Origin of the sequence: Sphingopyxis sp. QXT-31 (genome assembly GCF_001984035.1) — a bacterium.
Taxonomy (GTDB): Bacteria; Pseudomonadota; Alphaproteobacteria; order Sphingomonadales; family Sphingomonadaceae; genus Sphingopyxis.
This window is the reverse complement of record NZ_CP019449.1, coordinates 331,549-349,508: the sequence shown is the minus strand read 5'-3', so window position 1 is coordinate 349,508 and position 17,960 is coordinate 331,549. Positions and strand designations below refer to the sequence as shown.

Below are 17,960 nucleotides of genomic sequence, written 5' to 3'. Positions count from 1 at the left end.
GTCAGCCGGTGCAGAAGCGGGCGAAGTCGGCGATCGCCTGCTTGCCGCTCGCCGTCGCCGCCATCTCAAAGCTCGCGGTGCCGTCGGTCATCCGCAGCCATCCTTTCGCGACGAAGGCGCGGAAGAAGGGTGCATCGCCCGCGATTTCCTCGGTCGAGGAGAAATAGGGCATTTCCTCCGTCTCGGTCGTCCCGGCGACGTGCAGCGCCGCGTCGCCCGACACCAGGTCGATCGCACTCAGGTCGGGCGAATGACCAGAGATACCGACGAAGATGCGGTTGCTGGCTTGCTCGCAGGTGAAATTGAGCGGCTGGTCGTCGGTGCCGTCGACCTCATAGGCGAGGATCGCGGCGTCGGCGCGATCCTCGTTGCTGACGCGCAGCGCCCAGTCATAGCCTTCGTTCACCGCCGGCGCGGCGTTCGCCATGCCGCCCAACGCCAGCATGGCGCCGAGCACGATCAGATTAAACTTCCTCATCATCCCGTCCTTCGTCATCATTTTTGCATCGATATCAATGCCTATGACGCCGAAGCGGCCGGATAGCCGTAATGCGGATCACAGAGGAAGCGTCATCCGAGCGCCTTCTTGAGCAATTCATTGACGACCTGCGGGTTCGCCTTGCCCTGCATCGCCTTCATCGTCTGCCCGACGAAGAAGCCGAACAGCGCTTCCTTGCCGCCCTTATACTGTTCGACCTTGTCGGCATTGGCGGCCAGGATCTTGGCGATCTCGGCTTCGATCGCGCCGGTATCGCTCGTCTGCTTGAGGCCGTCGCGTTCGACGATAACCGCGGCGCCGTCGCCGCTTTCGAGCATCTTCTCGAACACCTGTTTCGCAATGGTGCCCGAAATCGTGCCGTCGGCGACGAGGCCGAGCAATTCGGCGGCCTGCGCCGGGCTGACGGGCGAATCCGAAATGTCGCGGCCCAGCCGGTTGAGCGCGCCGAACAGCTCGCTCGTCACCCAGTTCGCCGCGGCAACCGGCTTCGCGCCCGCATCGAGCAGCGTATCGAACCAGCGCGCCGCCTCGACCTCAGCGGTCAGCACATCGGCGTTATAGGCGCTGATGCCCTCGCCGAGATAGCGCGCGCGCTTGGCGTCGGGCAGTTCGGGCAGGCTTTCGCGGCACTCGGCGAGAAACGCATCGTCGAGTTCGAGCGGCAGCAGATCGGGATCGGGGAAATAGCGGTAATCATGCGCATCTTCCTTCGATCGCATCGAGCGCGTCTCGTTGCGGTCGGGATCGTACAGCCGCGTTTCCTGCACCACCGTGCCGCCGCTCTCGATCAGTTCGACCTGACGCTTCGCCTCGCCCTCGATCACCGCCATTACGAAGCGCACCGAATTGACATTCTTCGTCTCGGTGCGCGTGCCGAATTCGTCGCCGGGCTTGCGGACCGACACGTTCACGTCGGCGCGCATCGAGCCCTCTTCCATATTGCCGTCGCACGAGCCAACATAGCGCAGGATCGAGCGCAGCTTGCGCACATAGGCGCCGGCCTCGGCGGGCGAACGCATGTCGGGGCGCGACACGATCTCCATCAACGCGACACCCGAGCGGTTGAGGTCGACATAGGACATCGTCGGATGCTGGTCGTGCATCAGCTTGCCGGCGTCCTGCTCGACATGGATGCGCTCGATTCCGATCACCTTTGCCTCGGGCAGACCGGCCTTTTCATCGGCCTCGATCGTCAGCGAACCTTCACCGACAAGCGGATGATAAAGCTGCGAAATCTGGTAACCCTGCGGCAGGTCGGCGTAGAAATAATTCTTGCGGTCGAACCGCGACCATTTGTTGATCTGCGCGTCGATCGCCATGCCCGTACGCACCGCCTGGCGGATGCACTCGCGGTTCGGCACCGGCAGCATGCCCGGCATGGCCGCGTCCACAAGGCTCACCTGCGTGTTCGGCTCCGCGCCAAACGCCGTCGCGGCGCCCGAGAACAGCTTGGCGTTGGAGGTGACCTGCGCATGGACCTCAAGGCCGATCACGACCTCCCACTCGCCAGTTTCGCCCTTGATGCGATATGTCGATTCCGTCACGTTTTCATCCACCATAATATGCCCGCAAATCGGAGCCGGCAAAGCGCTTTGCAACCAGCTCGTCCATGATCTCCCCGGCGCTCGCCATCTTCGCGGCATCGCCCGATTCCAGATATTCATAGGCTAGGTTATACCGCGCCACATCATGCCCCAAATCGGCCGCCGTTGTCAGCCATTGCATCGCGGTGCCCCGGTCGCGGCGCGCAATCCAATTATATTGATACAAGCGAAAGGCCGCTGCGCTATCGCCGGCCGCCGTTGCTTCGAGCCGCTCGATTTCGTCGCGATACAGACCATAGGCGACCGCCGCCGACAAAGCGCTTGTCGGATTGATCGACTCGCCCGGCCGCGCGCACAACATCATCGTGAAGTTGCCGCCCAGCGCGAAGCCCGACGGCGCCGACCGCCCGATGTCGCCCCCCGCCGCCTCGGGATAGACCGGCCGGTTGCCGCACATCATCGCGCCGCCGCTCAGGAAATAGGCGTCACCGTCGCAGCCCTCGACACGAACACCCAGTGCGTCGCCAAGCGCCTTCGCATAGGATCGGTCGCCCGACGCGCTGTCGCTGACGCCAAGTTCCACGCGCTTGCGCTTTTTACCCGAAAAGCTCGGCGCGCCCGAGATCATGCGTGCCATTTCCTTCGGATGAACCGCCCGCCCTTCGCTGTCGAACAGGCGTCCCAGGCTCCCCGTGGCCCCGATCGAAAAGGCGTAGTCGGGGTTCCACTTGTCGGCATTCGCGCTCAGCAATGCGACCATGCCTGCGGTGGCGGCCCGGTTGATCGGGTCGGCATGGTCGACACAATCGATCGCGGAGGCCTTGCTCTCCTTGGCCAAAGCGAAACCTGGCGAAAGCAGGGCTGCGCAAGCCACTATCGCGGCGAAGAGGATATGGCGGGTTACCACCACTTCTCCGCCCGCGCCGTAAAGCCCGCCCGTTCTTCAATTGCCAGACCGGCGTTGAGCACGCCCTGCTCGTCGAACGCCTTGCCGATGATCTGCAGCCCCAGCGGCAGCCCTTCGCGGTTCAGCGCCGCGGGGACCGACATCGCGGGCAGGCCGGCGAGGCTCGCAGGGACCGCGAACACGTCGTTGAGGTACATCGCCAGTGGATCGGCCATCTTCTCGCCGAGGCCGAACGCCGCCGACGGCGCGGTCGGGGCGAGGATTACGTCGCAGCTCGCAAAAGCCGCCTCGAAATCGCGCGCGATCAGCGTCCGCACCTTCTGCGCCTGCGTATAGTACGCGTCATAGAAGCCGGCCGACAGCACATAGGTGCCGATCATGATACGGCGCTTGACCTCGGGCCCGAAGCCGTCGGCGCGCGTCGCGGCGTACATATCCTGCAACCCCGCGCCATCGGGCAGGTCGCGCAGGCCGTAGCGCACGCCGTCATAGCGCGCGAGGTTCGACGACGCCTCGGCCGGCGCGATGATATAATAGGCCGGCAGCGCATATTTGGTGTGCGGCAGGCTGATGTCGACGACCTCGGCCCCCGCATCCTTCAGCATCGCGATACCGGAATCCCACATCGCGTCGATCTCGGGATCGATGCCTTCGAGGCGATATTCCTTGGGAATACCGACCGTCTTACCCTTGAGATCGCTCGACAAAGCCGCTTCCCAATCGGGCACCGCCATATTCAGGCTGGTCGCATCCTTGGGATCGAAGCCCGCCATATTTTCGAGCATGATCGCGCAGTCCTTGACGTCGCGCGCCATCGGCCCCGCCTGATCGAGCGAGCTCGCGAACGCCACAATGCCCCAGCGCGAGCAGCGGCCATAGGTCGGTTTGATCCCCGAAATCCCGGTGAAGGCCGCGGGCTGGCGGATCGAACCGCCCGTGTCGGTGCCGGTCGCCGCGGGGCACAGCCGCGCCGCGATCGCGGTCGACGACCCGCCCGACGAGCCGCCCGGCGCGAGCGCGGCATTGCCCCCGTCCTTGCGCTTCCACGGGCTGATCACATTGCCAAAATAGCTCGTCTCGTTCGACGACCCCATCGCGAACTGGTCGAGGTTCAGCTTGCCCAGCATCCCCGCGCCCGCGTCCCACAATTTCTGGCTGACGGTCGATTCATAGCGCGGCACAAAACCTTCGAGCATATGGCTCGCCGCGGTCGTCTGCACCCCATTGGTGCAGAACAGATCCTTCATCCCAATCGGCACGCCCGACAGCGGCTTCAGCGTCCCCGCCGCGCGGTCGGCGTCGGCCGCCTTCGCGGCGGCAAGCGCATGCTCGGGGGTCTCGACGATGAACGCATTAAGCGACTTGGCGCCGGCGACATTGGCGTTGAACGCCTCGGCGACCTCGACGGCGCTGAAATCGCCCGCGCGGTGCCCGTCGCGGATCTGCGCGACGGTCAGATTGGTCAGGTCGGTCATTATTCGATCACCTTGGGCACGCCGAAAAAGCCGTGCATCGCCGCCGGCGCATTCGCCAGCACATCGTCGCGGCGGTTGCCCCCGGTCAGCGGGTCGGCGTCGATCACATCGTCGCGCAGCCGCAGCGTGTTGGGGATCACCGCGGTCATCGGCTCGACCCCGGTCACGTCGACTTCGCCGAGTTGCTCGACCCAGCCGAGGATGCCGTTCAATTCGCCTTCCATCGCGGCGGCTTCCGCATCGCTGATCGCGATGCGCGCCAGCGACGCTATTTTCCTGACCGTTGCCTGATCGATTGCCATTCTCTGTGCCTTTGCGGGAGAAGCTGGGCCGCTAGCATCCTCCCCCGCGCGCTTCAACCGTCCTGATCCTCCCTGTGACGAAGTCATGGGGAGGGGGACCGCTCGCGAAGCGAGTGGTGGAGGGGCCAGCGACGTCGCGTCAAAGCCCTCCGTCAGCGCTCCGCGCTGCCACCTCCCCATCGCTTCGCGACAGGGAGGATCAATTCATTCGAAATCCTCGCCGACGGGCTTGCCGTTGACGAAGACCTGCCGCCGCTGGATCGGTCGCACCTCGATGACCGCCTTGTCGACGTCATCGATCGCCCTCTGCTGCGCCATCGCGGCGCCCGAAAAGCCCTGATAATCCTCCTGCCACGCCTTGGTCTTCGCATCGCGCGCGAACAGCACGACATTGTCGCCCTTGCCGATCACCACCATCTGGTCCGGCCCCAGCATATAGGCCGCGCAGGGCGCCGCACGGCACTGCCCGCGCTCGTCGATCGCCTTATAGGCATCGTCGGCCAGCACCTGCCCCGCGGGCAGCACGCGCACCTTCTCGCGGATCGGCTTGGCGCCAAAGCTTACCTCCGCGGCATCGACCGGCTCGCCCGCGATGTTCAGGTCCCAGCGGTTCTTCGTCGCCAGCGCCCATTTGGCGAGGTCGGCCTTCGCCTTGTCGGGCGATTTCGAGATGTCGGCCAGCGCCCCCCGCCCCTCGGGCCCGAAATCGAACGCCATCGCCGCCCAGTCGAACTGGTCGGCCTTCACCGTCCCGCTTTGGAGTCGCGCGAGCTGATCGCGCGTCGAGATCGCGCCGAAATCCATCACCGGCAGCGCGAGGAACAAGGCGAGCAAGGCCAGCCCGATCGCCAGCTTCTGTTGGAGCGGCCGCAGCAGATCGTCGAAATCGAGCCGCCCGCGCACCACCGCCCACAGCCCCGCCGCGCCATAAGCAAGCGCGACCATCGCCGCGACGACGCCCCATAGGCGCTCGGGGGTCCAGCCGTACTGGATCACGCGCAGATGCATCGAATAAAAGGCGATCACCGCGAGCGGCAGCACCGCCGCGACCAGCATCGCCGCCGCGCCGTGGAGCAGCCGATTGCCCGATCGTTCCTCGCGCCCGTTGCCGATCACCGCATTGGCGAGCAGCACCGCAAAGGCCGCTGCCGCCATCATCAGCGCCGCGGTCGAAAAGCCCGAATCCCAGAGCGGGGTCAGCCCCGTGCCGAGCAGCGACAGCAGGAACAGTAGCACCGCGACCGCCAGCACCGGCGCCAGCACCGCGAGCACGATCATCACCAGTTTCTGCAGCGTCGCGACCAGCCTGTCGCGCTCGCGCAGCAGGCCCACCGCACCGCCGAACGCCGCGCCCGCGAGCATCCACGGGAACCAGCCGGTCTCGAACATCTCCATGACCAGGTCGATCCCGATCAGGCTGAACATCTGCCCGATCAGCAGCACGAGCAGGAAGCTCAATCCAGTGAAGGCCAGCCCCGCGGCACCGATCACGGCGTCGGTCCAGGCGTGGCTGTGCAGCCGATCGTACGGCATCGTCCACAATTTCCAGAAGCGCCAGTCGGGCGCGACGTCGCGCCGCGTCTGGAACAGGGGCGTCGCGATCAGCACCGCGAGCAGCCCCGACCAGAAGGGCCATTCGAAGGGCGAGGCGTTGATATTATATCCGGCCGAGGTGCAGACGATCAGCCCGATCACCGCACCCCAGATCAGCGCAAAGCCCAGCGCCCAGTGCCAGCGCCGCAGTTCGACCCCGAGCACGAAGACCAGCGTCGATACCGTGATGAACGCTGCCAGCGCATTGCGGCCGGGGTCGAGGTCCGGCGCGTAACGCCAGTCGATCGTCAGGTGAAAGGCGATCCCCGCCAGCGCGCAGATCGCCGCCAGGATCCACGGCCGCAGCGGCCAGGGCGCGTCGCTTTCGTCGAGGCGTGACGAGGACGGGGGCGACTCGGGGGCGGGCGGGCTTGCGGGCGCGTCGGTCATGTCCCACATCTGGGCTTGTTTAAGCCGCGCGCGCAAGCCAGATAGCGCACCCATTCCCGTTCGTGTCGAGCGAAGTCGAGACACCCCGAAGCGGCGCACGACCGATGGGCATCTCGACTTCGCTCGATGCGAACGGCTAAAGGGACTAAAAGTCAAAGCCGCCTCGCCGCTCTCCCCTCCCCACTGGAGCCCCAATGGCCCGCAAATTTCTCTATCTCATCGCCGTCATCATCTTCCTCATCTTCGGCGTCGGCCTCGCCTACCAGTTCGCGCCCGGCTGGTTCGCGCGCACCGCGCTGGTGCCCAGCACCGAATTCGTCGAACAGACAGCGGCGGCGCCCAACGCCTATGACGATCCCAAGATGTGGTTCGCGCGCCCGGGGCTGGAGAATGATCCGTCCGACTGGCGCCCGCCCGCAACCGGCGGCGATGCCCGCGCGCCCGACAGCGCCAAGGCCGCGACCGACAAGCTGATCCCGCCCGCCAACGCCGCGACCCAGACCGCTGCCGCCGACGAGGCCGAAGCCGCGCCAAAGGGCGACGCCGCGATCTTCTTCGTCCATCCGACCAGCTATTACAGCCGCTCAAGCTGGAACGCCCCGCTAGACGACCGCGACGCCAACCACCGCGCGACCCTGTTCATGCAGGGCATGGCGAGCTCGTTCGGCGATGCCGGCGAGGTCTGGGCGCCGCGCTACCGCCAGGCGACGCTCGGCGCCTTCCTCGCCGAGGACCGCGTCACCGCGGGCAAGGCGATCGACGCCGCCTATCGCGACGTCGAACAGGCGTTCGACGCGTTCCTGGAGAATATTCCGGCGAACAAACCGATCATCCTCGCGGGCCACAGCCAGGGCGCGCTCCACCTCACCACTTTGCTCAAGAACCGCATCGCGGGCACCCCGCTCGCGAAGCGCATCGTTGCGGCCTATGTCATCGGCTGGCCGGTCAGCCGCGACACCGACATCGCGGGGCTCGGCCTGCCCGCGTGCGAGACCCCCGAGGAGAAGGGCTGCGTGCTGAGCTGGGCAAGCTTCGCCGAGCCCGCCGACCCGCAGATGGTGCTCGACGCCTATGACGGCACCGTCGGTTTCGACGGCCGCCCGCGCCGCGACACGCGCATGCTGTGCACCAATCCGATCACCGGTATTCCCGACACCGCAGCCAGGCGCAGCGACAATATCGGCACGCTGAAGCCCATCGATGGCTTCAAGGGCGGCTCGCTGATCGCGGGCAAGATCGGTGCGAAATGCGACGACACGCGCGGACTGCTGATGATCGGCGACGCCGACATCGCGAAGGACTATGCGCCGAGCTACGTCCTGCCGGGCAACAACTATCATGTCTTCGACATCACCCTCTTCTGGGCGAATGTCCGCGCCGACGTGCTGCGGCGGCTGGCAACCTACGAGGGCAAGCCGTCGCCGGTTCCACCGGCGGCCGCGCCGCTGCCGTTGCCGGCGGCTGCGACGCCGAAGGCCGAGGCGCCTAAGGACAAAGCCAAGTCCTGATTCAGGGTGCCCAACCCGAATTCCGTTCGTGTCGAGCGTAGTCGAGACACGCTTGGGACGCGTAACGCTTCGGGGTGTCTCGACTTCGCTCGACACGAACGGGTAGAGAGGGCGGGCCATGATCACCACCGCCGCCCCCGATTTCGCCGCCGCGCTGCCGAACGGCGGCCGCCTGATGGGCCTCGACGTCGGCACCAAGACGATCGGCGTCGCCTTCTGCGATGTGAACTGGAGCTTCGCGACCCCCGACAAGACGATCATCCGCAAGAAATTCTCGGTCGACCTCGAAGCGCTCAAGGCGCTCATCGCCCAGCACAGCATCACCGGCCTCGTCGTCGGCCTGCCGCTCAACATGGACGGCAGCGACAGCCCGCGCACGCAGTCGACGCGCGCCTTCGCGCGCAACCTGCTGCCGCTCGGGCTGCCGATCCTGCTCTGGGACGAACGCTGGTCGACCGCCGCGGTCGAGCGCGCGATGATCGCCGCCGACGTGAGCCGCGCCAAACGCGCCGAACGCGTCGATAGCGCCGCCGCGGCCTTCATCCTGCAGGGCGCGATCGATGCGCTGACGCGGGCATGACCGAATATATCCTCTACTGGCTGATCGCGGCGAACGGCATCGCCTTCATCCTGATGGTCGTCGACAAGCGCCGCGCCGAAACGGGCGGCCAGCGGATCAGCGAAAGCACATTGCTCGGCTGGGCTTTTTTCGGCGGCGCGACCGGCGCCTTCGCCGCGTCGCGGCTCGTCCGCCACAAAACCCGCAAACAGCCCTTCGCCGCCATCATGATCGCTTACCTGGGCCTGCAATTTCTGCTGCTCGGCCTGTGGCTCTTGGGCTTGCTCGATCCGCTGGCCGCCACGGCGCTTGCCTATTGGCGCGCCGCCTCTTAAACGCTCGGCTTTAATGACAAGCTTCACCACCCGACCCGCCAGCGACTATCCGCCCGGCGGCGATGCCTTTCGCCATCGCCACCTGATCGGCATCGCCCAGCTGACCCCATGGGAGATCAGCTACGTCCTCGACGCCGCCGAACAATGGGTCGAACTCAACCGCAGCGGCGCCGCGAAGCACGACGACCGGCTCGCGGGCCTCACGATCATCAACGCCTTTTTCGAAAATTCGACGCGCACTTTGCTGTCGTTCGAGATCGCGGGCAAGCGTCTCGGTGCCGACGTCGTCAACATGCACGCCGCGCAGTCGAGCGTGAAGAAGGGCGAGACGCTGATCGACACCGCGATGACGCTCAACGCGATGCGCGCCGATGCGATGGTGATCCGCCATGCGTCGTCGGGCGCGGTGCAGCTCATCGCCGACAAGGTCGACTGCCCCGTGCTCAATGCGGGCGACGGCCGCCACGAACATCCGACGCAGGCCTTGCTCGACGCGCTCACCATCCGCCGCCGCCTCGGCCGCGTCGAAGGCCTCACCATCGCGATCTGCGGCGACGTTCTCCACAGCCGCGTCGCCCGCTCGAACATCCTCGCGCTCACCCTGCTCGGCAACGAAGTGCGCATCGTCGCGCCACCGACGCTCACCCCTCCGGCGATGGAACGGATGCACGTCACCACCTTCACCGACATGGACGAGGGCATCAAGGATGCCGACGTCGTAATGATGCTCCGCCTGCAGAACGAGCGCATGGACGGCGCCTACCTGCCCTCGGCGCGCGAATATCACGCGCTCTACGGCCTCACCCCCAGGCGCCTCGAAAAGGCCAAGCCCGAGGCGATCGTCATGCACCCCGGTCCGATGAACCGCGGGGTGGAGATCGACAGCAGTGTTGCCGACGATCCAGCCCGCTCGACGATCACCGAGCAGGTCGAGATGGGGGTCGCGGTGCGCATGGCGTGCCTCGACATATTGACGCGGCGCAAGCGGGGAGTGGCGGGATGGAACTGAACCCGCTCCTGATCACGAACGCGCGCCTGCTCGGCGGCGACACCGTCAGCCTGCGCGTCGAGGACGGCCGCATCGCCGCGCTGAACCCGCCGGAAACGCCCGGCTATGTCGAGACGGTCGATGCGAAAGGCCAGTGGCTCGCCCCCGGCATCATCGACCTCGGCGTCTTCGCGACCGACAAGCCCGCCTTCCACTTCGGCGGCATCACGCGCGCCGCGCTGATGCCCGACAGCGGCCCGCTCGACGGCGCCGGGCTGGTCGAGCGCGCCGCGAAGGGCGGCAAACCCGACCTCTGGGTCCACCCGCTTGCCGCCGCCACGAAAGGCCTCGAGGGCAAGGAACTCGCCGAGATCGGCCTGATGAAACAGGCGGGCGCGCGCGCCGTCGCGACCGGCCGCGGGCGCATCGCCGACGCAGGGGTGATGCGGCGCGTCCTCGCCTATGCCGCCTCGCTCGGCCTCACGGTCATCGCGCATGCCGAGGATGAGGGGCTCACCGCGGGCGCGGTCGCGACCGACGGCGAGATGGCGACGCGCCTCGGGCTCGCCTCGGCCCCCGCGATCGCCGAAGCGATGGCGATCGCGCGCGACCTGATGCTGGTGGAGGAGACCGGCGCGCCGATCCATTTCCGCCAGGTCACCACCGCGCGCGGGCTCGACCTGATCCGCGCGGCGAAGGCCAAGGGCCTGCCCGTCACCTGCGGCATCACCCCCGCGCATCTGTTCCTCTCCGACACCGCGATCGGCGATTTCCGCACCTTCGCGCGCCTCTCGCCGCCGCTGCGCAGCGAGGACGACCGCCACGCCTGCCTGGCGGCGATTGCCAACGGCACGATCGACATCCTCACCTCGGGCCACGACCCGCGCGGCCCCGAGGACAAGCGCCTGCCCTTTGCCGAGGCGCTGCCCGGCATGGCGGGCGCCGAGACGTTGCTCGCGATGGGGCTTGGGCTCGTGCGCGACGGTCATGTCACCCCGTCGCGCCTCTTCGACTTGCTTGCCGCCAATCCCGCCAAGCTGCTCGGCGTCGCTGCGGGGCGGATCGAGCCGGGGCTCGAGGCCGATCTGATCCTGATCGACGAAGGCACCCCGTGGCAGGTCGACACCAAGAAGATGGCCGCCTGGGCGGGCAACACCCCCTTCGACGGCATGCCCGTGCAGGGCCGCGCGACGATGATGTGGAAGGGCGGGTTGCGGGTTCGGTAACAAGAAATCCTCCCCGCTCGCGGGGGGGTGGCAGCGCGAAGCGCTGACGGAGGGGGCTCGCGTGCTTACGCGACGTCGCTTCGGGCCGGCAGCCCCCTCCACCGCCTTCGGCGGTCCCCCTCCCCGCAAGCGGGGAGGATTTTTCGGCTCTCACCCGATCCCCTCGACCAAATCCCCCAGCATCCCGAACATCCGGTCGATCTCGGCCTTCTCGACGATCAACGGCGGCGACAGCGCGATGATGTCGCCCGTCGCCCGCACCAGCAGGCCGTTGTCGAAGCACGCATGGAACAGCTCGGTCGCGCGCGCGGTCGGTGCGCCGGGTCGCGGCTCGAGCTCGATCCCCGCGACCAGCCCGATCGTGCGGATGTCGATCACATGCCGCCGCCCCTTCAGGCTGTGCGCCGCCTCGTTCCAATAAGCCGCGAGATCCGCTGCACGATCGAACAGCCCCTCGCGCGCATAGAGGTCGAGCGTCGCGAGCCCCGCTGCGCTTGCGAGCGGATGACCCGAATAGGTATAGCCGTGGAACAGCTCGATCCCGCCCGCCACGCTTTCGATCACGGCATCGTGCAACTCGCGCTTCACCGCCACCGCGCCCATCGGCACCGCGGCGTTGGTAAGCCCCTTGGCCAGCGTGATGATATCGGGGGTCACACCCCAAGCCTCGGCCGCCGTCGCCGCGCCGACACGGCCGAACGCCGTGATCACCTCGTCGAAGATCAGCAAAATGCCATGCCGGTCACAGATCTCGCGCAGCCGCTGGAGATAGCCGACAGGCGGGATCAGCACCCCGGTCGATCCCGCCATCGGCTCGACGATCACCGCGGCGATCGTCTCGGCGCCGTGCAGGTCGACCAGCCGCTGCAGATCGTCGGCGAGCTCGGCGCCATGCGGCGGGAAACCGCGCGCGAATTCATTGCCCGCCACCCCATGCGTATGCCGGATATGGTCGGTCCCCGCGATCCCCGGCCCGAACGCCCGCCGATTGTTGCCGATCCCGCCGACCCCGATCCCGCCAAAACCCGTGCCATGATAGCCGCGCTCGCGCCCGATCAGCCGCGTCCGGCTCGCCTGCCCACGCGCGCGCTGCACCGCGAGGGCAATTTTCAGCGCGCTGTCGACCGATTCGCTGCCGCTGTTGGTAAAGAATATCCGGTCGAGCCCCTCGGGCATGATCGCCGCGACGCGGCTGGCGAGTTCGAACACCAGGGGATGGCCGAGCTGGAAGGTCGGCGCAAAATCGAGCGTGCGCGCGGCCTCGGCGATCGCCTCGGCAATCTCGGGTCGGCAATGCCCGGCGTTGCAGCACCAGAGGCCCGCGGTCCCGTCGAGGATCTCGCGCCCGTCTGCGCTCCGGTAGAACATGCCGCTCGCCGACACGAGCTGGCGCGGGTTGGATTTATAAGCCTTATTCGCCGTGAAGGGCATCCAGAAGGCCGCCAGCGGATCATTCTCGCCCTGCATGTCCGACCTCCTTTCGCTCGCCTCAGTGCGCCGCCTTCTTGCCCGGCAGCAGGTGCAGCGCTCCGACGATCACCCCGCCGAGCAGCAGCCCGAAGATGCCCGCCCCGCCGGCATTGATCAGCCATTCCCACACCCCCGCACCCGGCAGCCCGCCCGCGACCGCATGCGCGAAGTCGTGCAGGCCGTGGCCGAGACCGCCGATATGATATTCGTCGAGCCCGTGCAGCACGATCTGCCCACCGACCCACAGCATCGCCGCAGTGCCGATGAAGGCCAGCGCCGCGAGCAGCTTCGGCATGAAGGCCACCAGCCCGCGCCCGATCGCGCGGCCCGCGGCGGCCTTGCCCTTGCTCATGGCAAGCCCGATGTCGTCCATCTTCACGATCAGCCCCACCACGCCATAGACCGCGACGGTGATCGCCAGCGCGACCACGCCCAGCGTCGCAGCGCGCATGCCCAGCGGTTCGTCGAGCACCTCGTTGAGCGCGATCACCATGATCTCGGCCGACAGGATGAAGTCGGTGCGGATCGCGCCCTTCACCATCGCCTCTTCATGGTTCGCATCCGCGACCACGGCGGCATCTTCCGCCAGCGTGGTTTTGCTCTTCTGCAGCGAGTGCAGCACCTTCTCGGCACCCTCGAAACAGAGATAGGCGCCGCCGACCATCAGCAGCGGCGTAATCGCCCATTGCGCCAGCGCGGACAGCAGCAGCAGCACCGGCAGGATCAGCACGATCTTGTTGAAGATCGACCCCTTGGCGATGCGCCAGATGATCGGCAGTTCGCGGTCGGGGGTAAAGCCGGTCAAATATCGGGGGGTCACCGCGGTGTCGTCGACGACGACGCCCGCCGCCTTCACCCCCGCCTTCGACGCCGCCGCGCCGATATCGTCGAGGCTCGCCGCTGCCACCTTGGCGATGGTCGCCACATCGTCGAGCAACGCGAAAAGTCCTGAAGGCATATGCGTGAAATCCCCTTGTGCGTTTCGCCTGCTCTACCCAGCGAAACTCCCATGCGAAAGGGGATGTTGCACCGCGTCAGGGATAAAGGCGTGCGAAGGCGGCCGCGGCGCCGAACAGTCCCGGCTGCGGATGGGTGATCAGCTTGACCGGCAGCGCGCTCATGAAGCCCTCGAAGCGCCCCTTTTCGACGAAGCGTTCGGGGAAACCCGATTTGACGAGGCTGTCCTTGATCCGCAGCCCCAGCCCGCCCGCGATCACCACCCCGCTCGCCCCCTGCGCCAGCGCCAGGTCACCCGACACGCTGCCGAGCGACAGGCAGAAACGGTCGATCGCGGCGGCGGCGAGGCTGTCGTCGCCGCTGGTGCCGTTGGTCCAGATCGTGCGGTCGTCGAGCGGCGTCACCGCGCGCCCCTCCATCGCCGCGAGCGTCTCATAGATATCGACGATGCCGGGACCCGAGACGATGCGCTCGATCGACACGCGGCGGTGACGTTTCCGGAGCCGTGCGAGGATCGCATCCTCGATGCTGTCGAGCGGCGCGAAGTCGATATGCCCGCCCTCGGTCGCCTGGACGCGATAGTCGGCGCCATCGCGCCAGATATGCGCGACGCCGAGGCCTGTGCCCGGACCGATGACGCTGATCGTCCCGCCATCGGGCAGCGCCACGTCGGGACCGCACAAAGTCTCGAAATAGCCGGCGTCGGCCTGCGCCACCGCATGCCCCACCGCCTCGAAATCATTGACCAGCAACCAGCGGTCGACACCCAGCTTCTCGCCGACCAGCGCGGGGCGGATGATCCACGGATTGTTGGTGAAACGGATGATCTCGCCGCGCGTCGGCCCGGCGATGGCGATCGCGACCCCGCGCGGCAGGCTGCCGCCCTGCTGCTCGGCAAAATCCTCCCACGCGGTCTGGAAGCTCGCATGGTCCCTGGTGTGCAGCGTCACCGCCTCGCCGAGCGCGGTACAGCGCCCGCCCGCCACCTCGGCGAACGCGAAGCGCGCATGGGTGCCGCCGATGTCGACGGTGACGATCTTCTCGCTCATATCTCTCCCTTGCGCGGCCGCGCCTTGTCCCGCTTTGCAGACTGGCCGAGGGCCCCGCGGCTGGCAACCAGGCATAGCTATGCGTGGCTTGTCCGATGGGCCAAGAAACAGCGCCGATCGGCACAATAGCGGCGCGCCGATCGGCATAATGACAATACTGTAAATTCGCCGCGAATCGCACTATAGGCGGTTGATCGCGGGAGCGGCCACGGACGTCTGCCTGGGGGGTATAACAGGCCCCGCGATCAAAAACCGCGAGACGTTTCGGACGTATTGCCCGGGGTATTCATCCACTTGCATCGGGCCTCGCGGCCAACATCGGCAGCGCCGGCGCGGCCCCGTCGCCCCTCGCGCACAAGCCGCCCGGGGCCGAAAACCGGCCTGATAACGGGGCGTTGAGGAAAATGGCGCACCCGGAACGATTCGAACGTCCGACCCTCAGATTCGTAGTTTTGTGGTCTGCGTTGTCGCGAGTTGCCGCCGATTGTTCCTGTCACCCTTAAACCTCGCAATTCCGCGCCCCATCATATTGCGGGTTGCCCTACGTTGTCGTTGCTTGCCGCTCGCGTGATTGCTATGTGCTTGCGAATGGCACAAGGAAAGATCACGAAGCGCTCTGTGGATGCGATGCAAGCCGGGGATCGGGACGCCTTCCTATGGGACACCGACACGCGCGGCTTCGGGGTCAAGATCACCCCGGCGGGCAAGCGGGTCTATCTGCTGCAATATCGCATGGGTGGCAGGGGCGCCACGACTCGGCGCTATACTATCGGCTCGCATGGCGCTTGGACGCCTGCCGCTGCTGAGGCCGAGGCAAAGCGCCTATTGATGCTGGTAAGCCAAGGCAAAAACCCCGCCGACGATAAGCGCCAGCGTGTCCGCGAAGCTACGGACCTAACCTTTGATGCGGTCGCGGATCGGTTCGAGACATTGGAAGTGCCTAAGCGGTGGGTAAAGTCGGGCGGGTTCGTCAAGGATGCGCTCCGGCTGCATCTGCGTCCCAAGCTGGGCAAGCGGGCGCTGCCGTCGATCACGGGGCAAGAGATTGTCGCGCTGCTCGATGACCTCAAGGGCGGGCCTGCCATGCGCCGCAATGTCTACGCCGTCGCACATCGCCTGTTCCGCTGGTCGCAAGGCCGGGGTGAGATTGACCGCAACCCGCTAGAGGGTGTCGAAGCGCCTAAGCCGGTCGCCAGTCGTGACCGCGTGCTTTCCGACAATGAACTGCGCCTAGTATGGATCGCGAGCGACGAGCTGCCCCGCGCCTTCTGCGCGCTGGTTCGCCTGCTGCTGCTCACCGGGCAGCGCCGGGACGAGGTTGCCGCGCTCGAATGGCAGGAACTTGACCGCGACCGCGGCGAATGGCTGCTGCCGAGTGCCAGGGCGAAAAACAACAGGGAGCATCTTGTTCCCCTGTCGCCGCAAGCGGTCGCTGAATTGGACGCGCTGGCGGGCGGTGAGGCTTGGCCTCGCAAGGGTTACGTCCTGACCACTGACGGCGGCAAGTCGCACGTCTCGGGCTATTCCAAGGCGAAGCGCAAGCTAGACGGTGAGATTGCCGACCTTATCGAGGATGACGCGGCGCCCGTGCTGCCTTGGCGCTTCCACGATCTGCGGCGCTCGGTTGCAACAGGCCTGCAACGGCTGCGCATCCCGTCCGACTGGATCGAGGCTATCCAGAATCGTCGCAAGGCCGGGGTGGCTGGCACTTATCAGCGGTACGCCTTCGCCGACGAAAAGCGGGAAGCGCTGGCGACATGGGGCGGGCATGTGGCGGGCCTGCTTGCCGTTGGTGACAATGTAGTGCCGATCAGCGCCGCAAAGTAGCCATTGCTACTATCTCAGATTATCATGCAAGATCAGTAGCTTAACCCTATAAACGGCCTGGTAATTTGTGGATGCGACTTTGGCCGCAACGTGCCTTAGTTGGTATGCCGTCGCCGCAAGTGATTGTCTCTTGCTGGCGAGCGGAGACCGACTTTCATGCAACCGAATTATCTCAACACCGAAGAGGCGGCGCAATATCTGCGCATGGGCGTCTCAACCCTAAACCATATGCGAGTGCGCGGCGATGGGCCTACGTGGAGCCGCCTTGGAACGCGCCGGGTCGTGTATGCCCGCGCCGATCTGGACGCTTGGGCCGCTGCCGGTGCCCGCACCTCGACGAGCGAGGCGGCTTGACCCGTGCCGCATCCGAAAGGGCGTCGGCCCCATAAACGAATGAGCCGCCCCGTTGGCGCGGGACGGCTCGAAACCCTCAAGCTGACAGGCATTGGGTTCCCGTCGAATAGCCTCTCCTTCGCGGAAGTGCAACGTCTGTCATGCGGCTGGCGCGGCGCCCGCACGACTTGGAAGCGGCTGGCTTATCCTCGCCGCGATCCCCGGTTGCAGCGGGAACATCGGACGTGAGCGCCGCCTTTCCCACCGTGCGCGCTGCCGCGCTCGCCTTGCTGAACGATCCTGAGGCCAAGCTCAATTGGCGCAATGGTTCATTCCTTGGGCAATGCTGCTGCGCGGATCGCCCCCTTTCCATGAAACAACGGGACTGGCTTGCGCTCTTGCTTGAACGCAACGGCCACCCCCCTTTGGCGGGAGATGCCAAATGAGCAACGATAATGAACTGCCGCGCTATCCCCGTGGGGCTGGCTTTCGCGATGACGACGCGAGCAAGGACGGCGCCCGAAAGGTCAACCGCGACGGCTCCCGATTGTCGCAATGCGCCTTCGCCCTCGCCGTGGTCGAGCAGGCCGGACCTGAAGGGATTGGCAGCTATGCCGTATTCCGCGCGCCCGGCGCGACGTGGAGCGAGCTTGCTATCTGTCGCGCCAGACTGAGCGACCTCAAAAAACAGGGCAAAATCGCAAAAAAGGGTGAGCGCACACCGGGAGAGGCTGGCGTTGCCGTGAACCTTTGGATTGCCGCTCGTTACGTCACGCGCGATGACGGCCAAGGCGACCTGTTCGGGGAAGCTGCCTGAAATGCCCGCGGTCCATCTCAGCCGCGACGGGGTGCTGTACCGCGTCAGGGTCTTACCTCCTGACGCGGGCCCACCCCGCCCGCTGGTGGCGGAAACCCATGTCGGGTATCTCTCGGCCTGCACCGCTGCGGATACGGTCTCCAAGCTGCTGTCGCTGCCCGTCATCGACGAAACCAAAGGG

18 protein-coding genes are annotated in these 17,960 nt (G+C 66.4%); 9 read left to right on the top strand and 9 right to left on the bottom strand.

Features of this window, described 5'->3' with window-relative positions; all coding sequences use genetic code 11:
* Window position 1: 1 nt before the first annotated feature.
* From BWQ93_RS01750 to BWQ93_RS01725, 6 genes are all read right to left on the bottom strand, one after another.
* Complete coding sequence (locus BWQ93_RS01750) at window positions 2–499, bottom strand: hypothetical protein (RefSeq protein ID WP_077029019.1); 498 nt, start codon at window positions 497–499, stop codon at window positions 2–4.
* A 71-nt stretch (window positions 500–570) separates the two neighbouring features.
* Entirely contained in the window at window positions 571–2,043 is a 1,473-nt protein-coding gene (gene gatB / locus BWQ93_RS01745) for an Asp-tRNA(Asn)/Glu-tRNA(Gln) amidotransferase subunit GatB (protein ID WP_077032140.1), read from the bottom strand.
* Between the two features lie 4 nt (window positions 2,044–2,047).
* Window positions 2,048–2,881 carry a hypothetical protein gene (locus BWQ93_RS01740; protein WP_077029018.1) on the bottom strand — a complete coding sequence of 278 codons (834 nt, stop codon included), beginning with the start codon at window positions 2,879–2,881 and terminating at the stop codon, window positions 2,048–2,050.
* 62 nt (window positions 2,882–2,943) lie between these two features.
* Window positions 2,944–4,425, bottom strand: a complete 1,482-nt coding sequence (gene gatA, locus BWQ93_RS01735; RefSeq protein ID WP_077029017.1) for an Asp-tRNA(Asn)/Glu-tRNA(Gln) amidotransferase subunit GatA — start codon at window positions 4,423–4,425, stop codon at window positions 2,944–2,946.
* Entirely contained in the window at window positions 4,425–4,727 is a 303-nt protein-coding gene (gatC, locus tag BWQ93_RS01730) for an Asp-tRNA(Asn)/Glu-tRNA(Gln) amidotransferase subunit GatC (protein ID WP_056349827.1), read from the bottom strand. Before gatC ends, gatA begins: the two co-directional genes overlap by 1 nt.
* Before the next feature lie 204 nt (window positions 4,728–4,931).
* Window positions 4,932–6,710, bottom strand: coding sequence for a DUF4153 domain-containing protein (locus tag BWQ93_RS01725; protein WP_077032139.1), 1,779 nt, complete (start codon window positions 6,708–6,710; stop codon window positions 4,932–4,934).
* A 194-nt stretch (window positions 6,711–6,904) separates the two neighbouring features.
* Between BWQ93_RS01725 and BWQ93_RS01720 the strand changes: the two genes are divergently transcribed.
* The 5 genes from BWQ93_RS01720 (at window position 6,905) to BWQ93_RS01700 (ending at window position 11,326) form a co-directional block, all read left to right on the top strand.
* Window positions 6,905–8,218 carry a DUF3089 domain-containing protein gene (locus BWQ93_RS01720; RefSeq protein WP_077029016.1) on the top strand — a complete coding sequence of 438 codons (1,314 nt, stop codon included), beginning with the start codon at window positions 6,905–6,907 and terminating at the stop codon, window positions 8,216–8,218.
* A gap of 118 nt (window positions 8,219–8,336) precedes the next feature.
* Window positions 8,337–8,798: a Holliday junction resolvase RuvX gene (gene ruvX / locus BWQ93_RS01715; RefSeq protein WP_077029015.1), complete on the top strand. Its 462-nt coding sequence runs from the start codon at window positions 8,337–8,339 to the stop codon at window positions 8,796–8,798.
* Complete coding sequence (locus tag BWQ93_RS01710) at window positions 8,795–9,112, top strand: DUF1294 domain-containing protein (RefSeq protein WP_077029014.1); 318 nt, start codon at window positions 8,795–8,797, stop codon at window positions 9,110–9,112. Before ruvX ends, BWQ93_RS01710 begins: the two co-directional genes overlap by 4 nt.
* A gap of 13 nt (window positions 9,113–9,125) precedes the next feature.
* Entirely contained in the window at window positions 9,126–10,121 is a 996-nt protein-coding gene (locus BWQ93_RS01705) for an aspartate carbamoyltransferase catalytic subunit (protein ID WP_077029013.1), read from the top strand.
* A complete protein-coding gene (locus tag BWQ93_RS01700; RefSeq protein WP_077029012.1) occupies window positions 10,112–11,326 on the top strand; it encodes a dihydroorotase in 1,215 nt (404 codons plus the stop codon). Before BWQ93_RS01705 ends, BWQ93_RS01700 begins: the two co-directional genes overlap by 10 nt.
* 150 nt (window positions 11,327–11,476) lie before the next feature.
* Here BWQ93_RS01700 and BWQ93_RS01695 read toward each other — a convergent pair whose 3' ends face one another.
* The 3 genes from BWQ93_RS01695 to BWQ93_RS01685 form a co-directional block, all read right to left on the bottom strand.
* Entirely contained in the window at window positions 11,477–12,793 is a 1,317-nt protein-coding gene (locus tag BWQ93_RS01695) for an aspartate aminotransferase family protein (RefSeq protein ID WP_077029011.1), read from the bottom strand.
* A 22-nt stretch (window positions 12,794–12,815) separates the two neighbouring features.
* Window positions 12,816–13,754, bottom strand: a complete 939-nt coding sequence (locus BWQ93_RS01690; protein WP_077029010.1) for a DUF808 domain-containing protein — start codon at window positions 13,752–13,754, stop codon at window positions 12,816–12,818.
* A gap of 76 nt (window positions 13,755–13,830) precedes the next feature.
* The gene (locus BWQ93_RS01685; protein ID WP_077029009.1) at window positions 13,831–14,802 is read right to left on the bottom strand and encodes a glucokinase; all 972 of its coding nucleotides are present in this window, start codon (window positions 14,800–14,802) and stop codon (window positions 13,831–13,833) included.
* Between the two features lie 588 nt (window positions 14,803–15,390).
* Between BWQ93_RS01685 and BWQ93_RS01680 the strand changes: the two genes are divergently transcribed.
* The 4 genes from BWQ93_RS01680 to BWQ93_RS01665 all read left to right on the top strand — a co-directional run bounded on the left by BWQ93_RS01680 (window position 15,391) and on the right by BWQ93_RS01665 (window position 17,779).
* Window positions 15,391–16,629, top strand: coding sequence for a tyrosine-type recombinase/integrase (locus BWQ93_RS01680; RefSeq protein ID WP_077032138.1), 1,239 nt, complete (start codon window positions 15,391–15,393; stop codon window positions 16,627–16,629).
* Window positions 16,630–16,785: 156 nt separating this feature from the next.
* Window positions 16,786–16,983: a helix-turn-helix transcriptional regulator gene (locus BWQ93_RS21345; RefSeq protein ID WP_077029008.1), complete on the top strand. Its 198-nt coding sequence runs from the start codon at window positions 16,786–16,788 to the stop codon at window positions 16,981–16,983.
* 224 nt (window positions 16,984–17,207) lie between these two features.
* Window positions 17,208–17,408 carry a hypothetical protein gene (locus BWQ93_RS01670; RefSeq protein ID WP_077029007.1) on the top strand — a complete coding sequence of 67 codons (201 nt, stop codon included), beginning with the start codon at window positions 17,208–17,210 and terminating at the stop codon, window positions 17,406–17,408.
* Window positions 17,405–17,779 carry a hypothetical protein gene (locus tag BWQ93_RS01665; RefSeq protein ID WP_077029006.1) on the top strand — a complete coding sequence of 125 codons (375 nt, stop codon included), beginning with the start codon at window positions 17,405–17,407 and terminating at the stop codon, window positions 17,777–17,779. The genes BWQ93_RS01670 and BWQ93_RS01665 overlap by 4 nt, the downstream gene beginning before the upstream one ends.
* Window positions 17,780–17,960 lie beyond the last annotated feature (181 nt).

Bases quoted from the DNA above. Each gene is read 5' to 3' on its own strand.
- BWQ93_RS01750 (WP_077029019.1), bottom strand. From the start codon at position 499: ATGATGACGAAGGACGGGATGATGAGGAAGTTTAATCTGATCGTGCTC.
- gatA (WP_077029017.1), bottom strand. From the start codon at position 4,425: ATGACCGACCTGACCAATCTGACCGTCGCGCAGATCCGCGACGGGCAC.
- gatC (WP_056349827.1), bottom strand. From the start codon at position 4,727: ATGGCAATCGATCAGGCAACGGTCAGGAAAATAGCGTCGCTGGCGCGC.
- BWQ93_RS01725 (WP_077032139.1), bottom strand. From the start codon at position 6,710: ATGACCGACGCGCCCGCAAGCCCGCCCGCCCCCGAGTCGCCCCCGTCC.
- BWQ93_RS01720 (WP_077029016.1), top strand. From the start codon at position 6,905: ATGGCCCGCAAATTTCTCTATCTCATCGCCGTCATCATCTTCCTCATC.
- ruvX (WP_077029015.1), top strand. From the start codon at position 8,337: ATGATCACCACCGCCGCCCCCGATTTCGCCGCCGCGCTGCCGAACGGC.
- BWQ93_RS01710 (WP_077029014.1), top strand. From the start codon at position 8,795: ATGACCGAATATATCCTCTACTGGCTGATCGCGGCGAACGGCATCGCC.
- BWQ93_RS01705 (WP_077029013.1), top strand. From the start codon at position 9,126: ATGACAAGCTTCACCACCCGACCCGCCAGCGACTATCCGCCCGGCGGC.
- BWQ93_RS01700 (WP_077029012.1), top strand. From the start codon at position 10,112: ATGGAACTGAACCCGCTCCTGATCACGAACGCGCGCCTGCTCGGCGGC.
- BWQ93_RS01695 (WP_077029011.1), bottom strand. From the start codon at position 12,793: ATGCAGGGCGAGAATGATCCGCTGGCGGCCTTCTGGATGCCCTTCACG.
- BWQ93_RS01690 (WP_077029010.1), bottom strand. From the start codon at position 13,754: ATGCCTTCAGGACTTTTCGCGTTGCTCGACGATGTGGCGACCATCGCC.
- BWQ93_RS01685 (WP_077029009.1), bottom strand. From the start codon at position 14,802: ATGAGCGAGAAGATCGTCACCGTCGACATCGGCGGCACCCATGCGCGC.
- BWQ93_RS01680 (WP_077032138.1), top strand. From the start codon at position 15,391: ATGGCACAAGGAAAGATCACGAAGCGCTCTGTGGATGCGATGCAAGCC.
- BWQ93_RS21345 (WP_077029008.1), top strand. From the start codon at position 16,786: ATGCAACCGAATTATCTCAACACCGAAGAGGCGGCGCAATATCTGCGC.
- BWQ93_RS01665 (WP_077029006.1), top strand. From the start codon at position 17,405: ATGAGCAACGATAATGAACTGCCGCGCTATCCCCGTGGGGCTGGCTTT.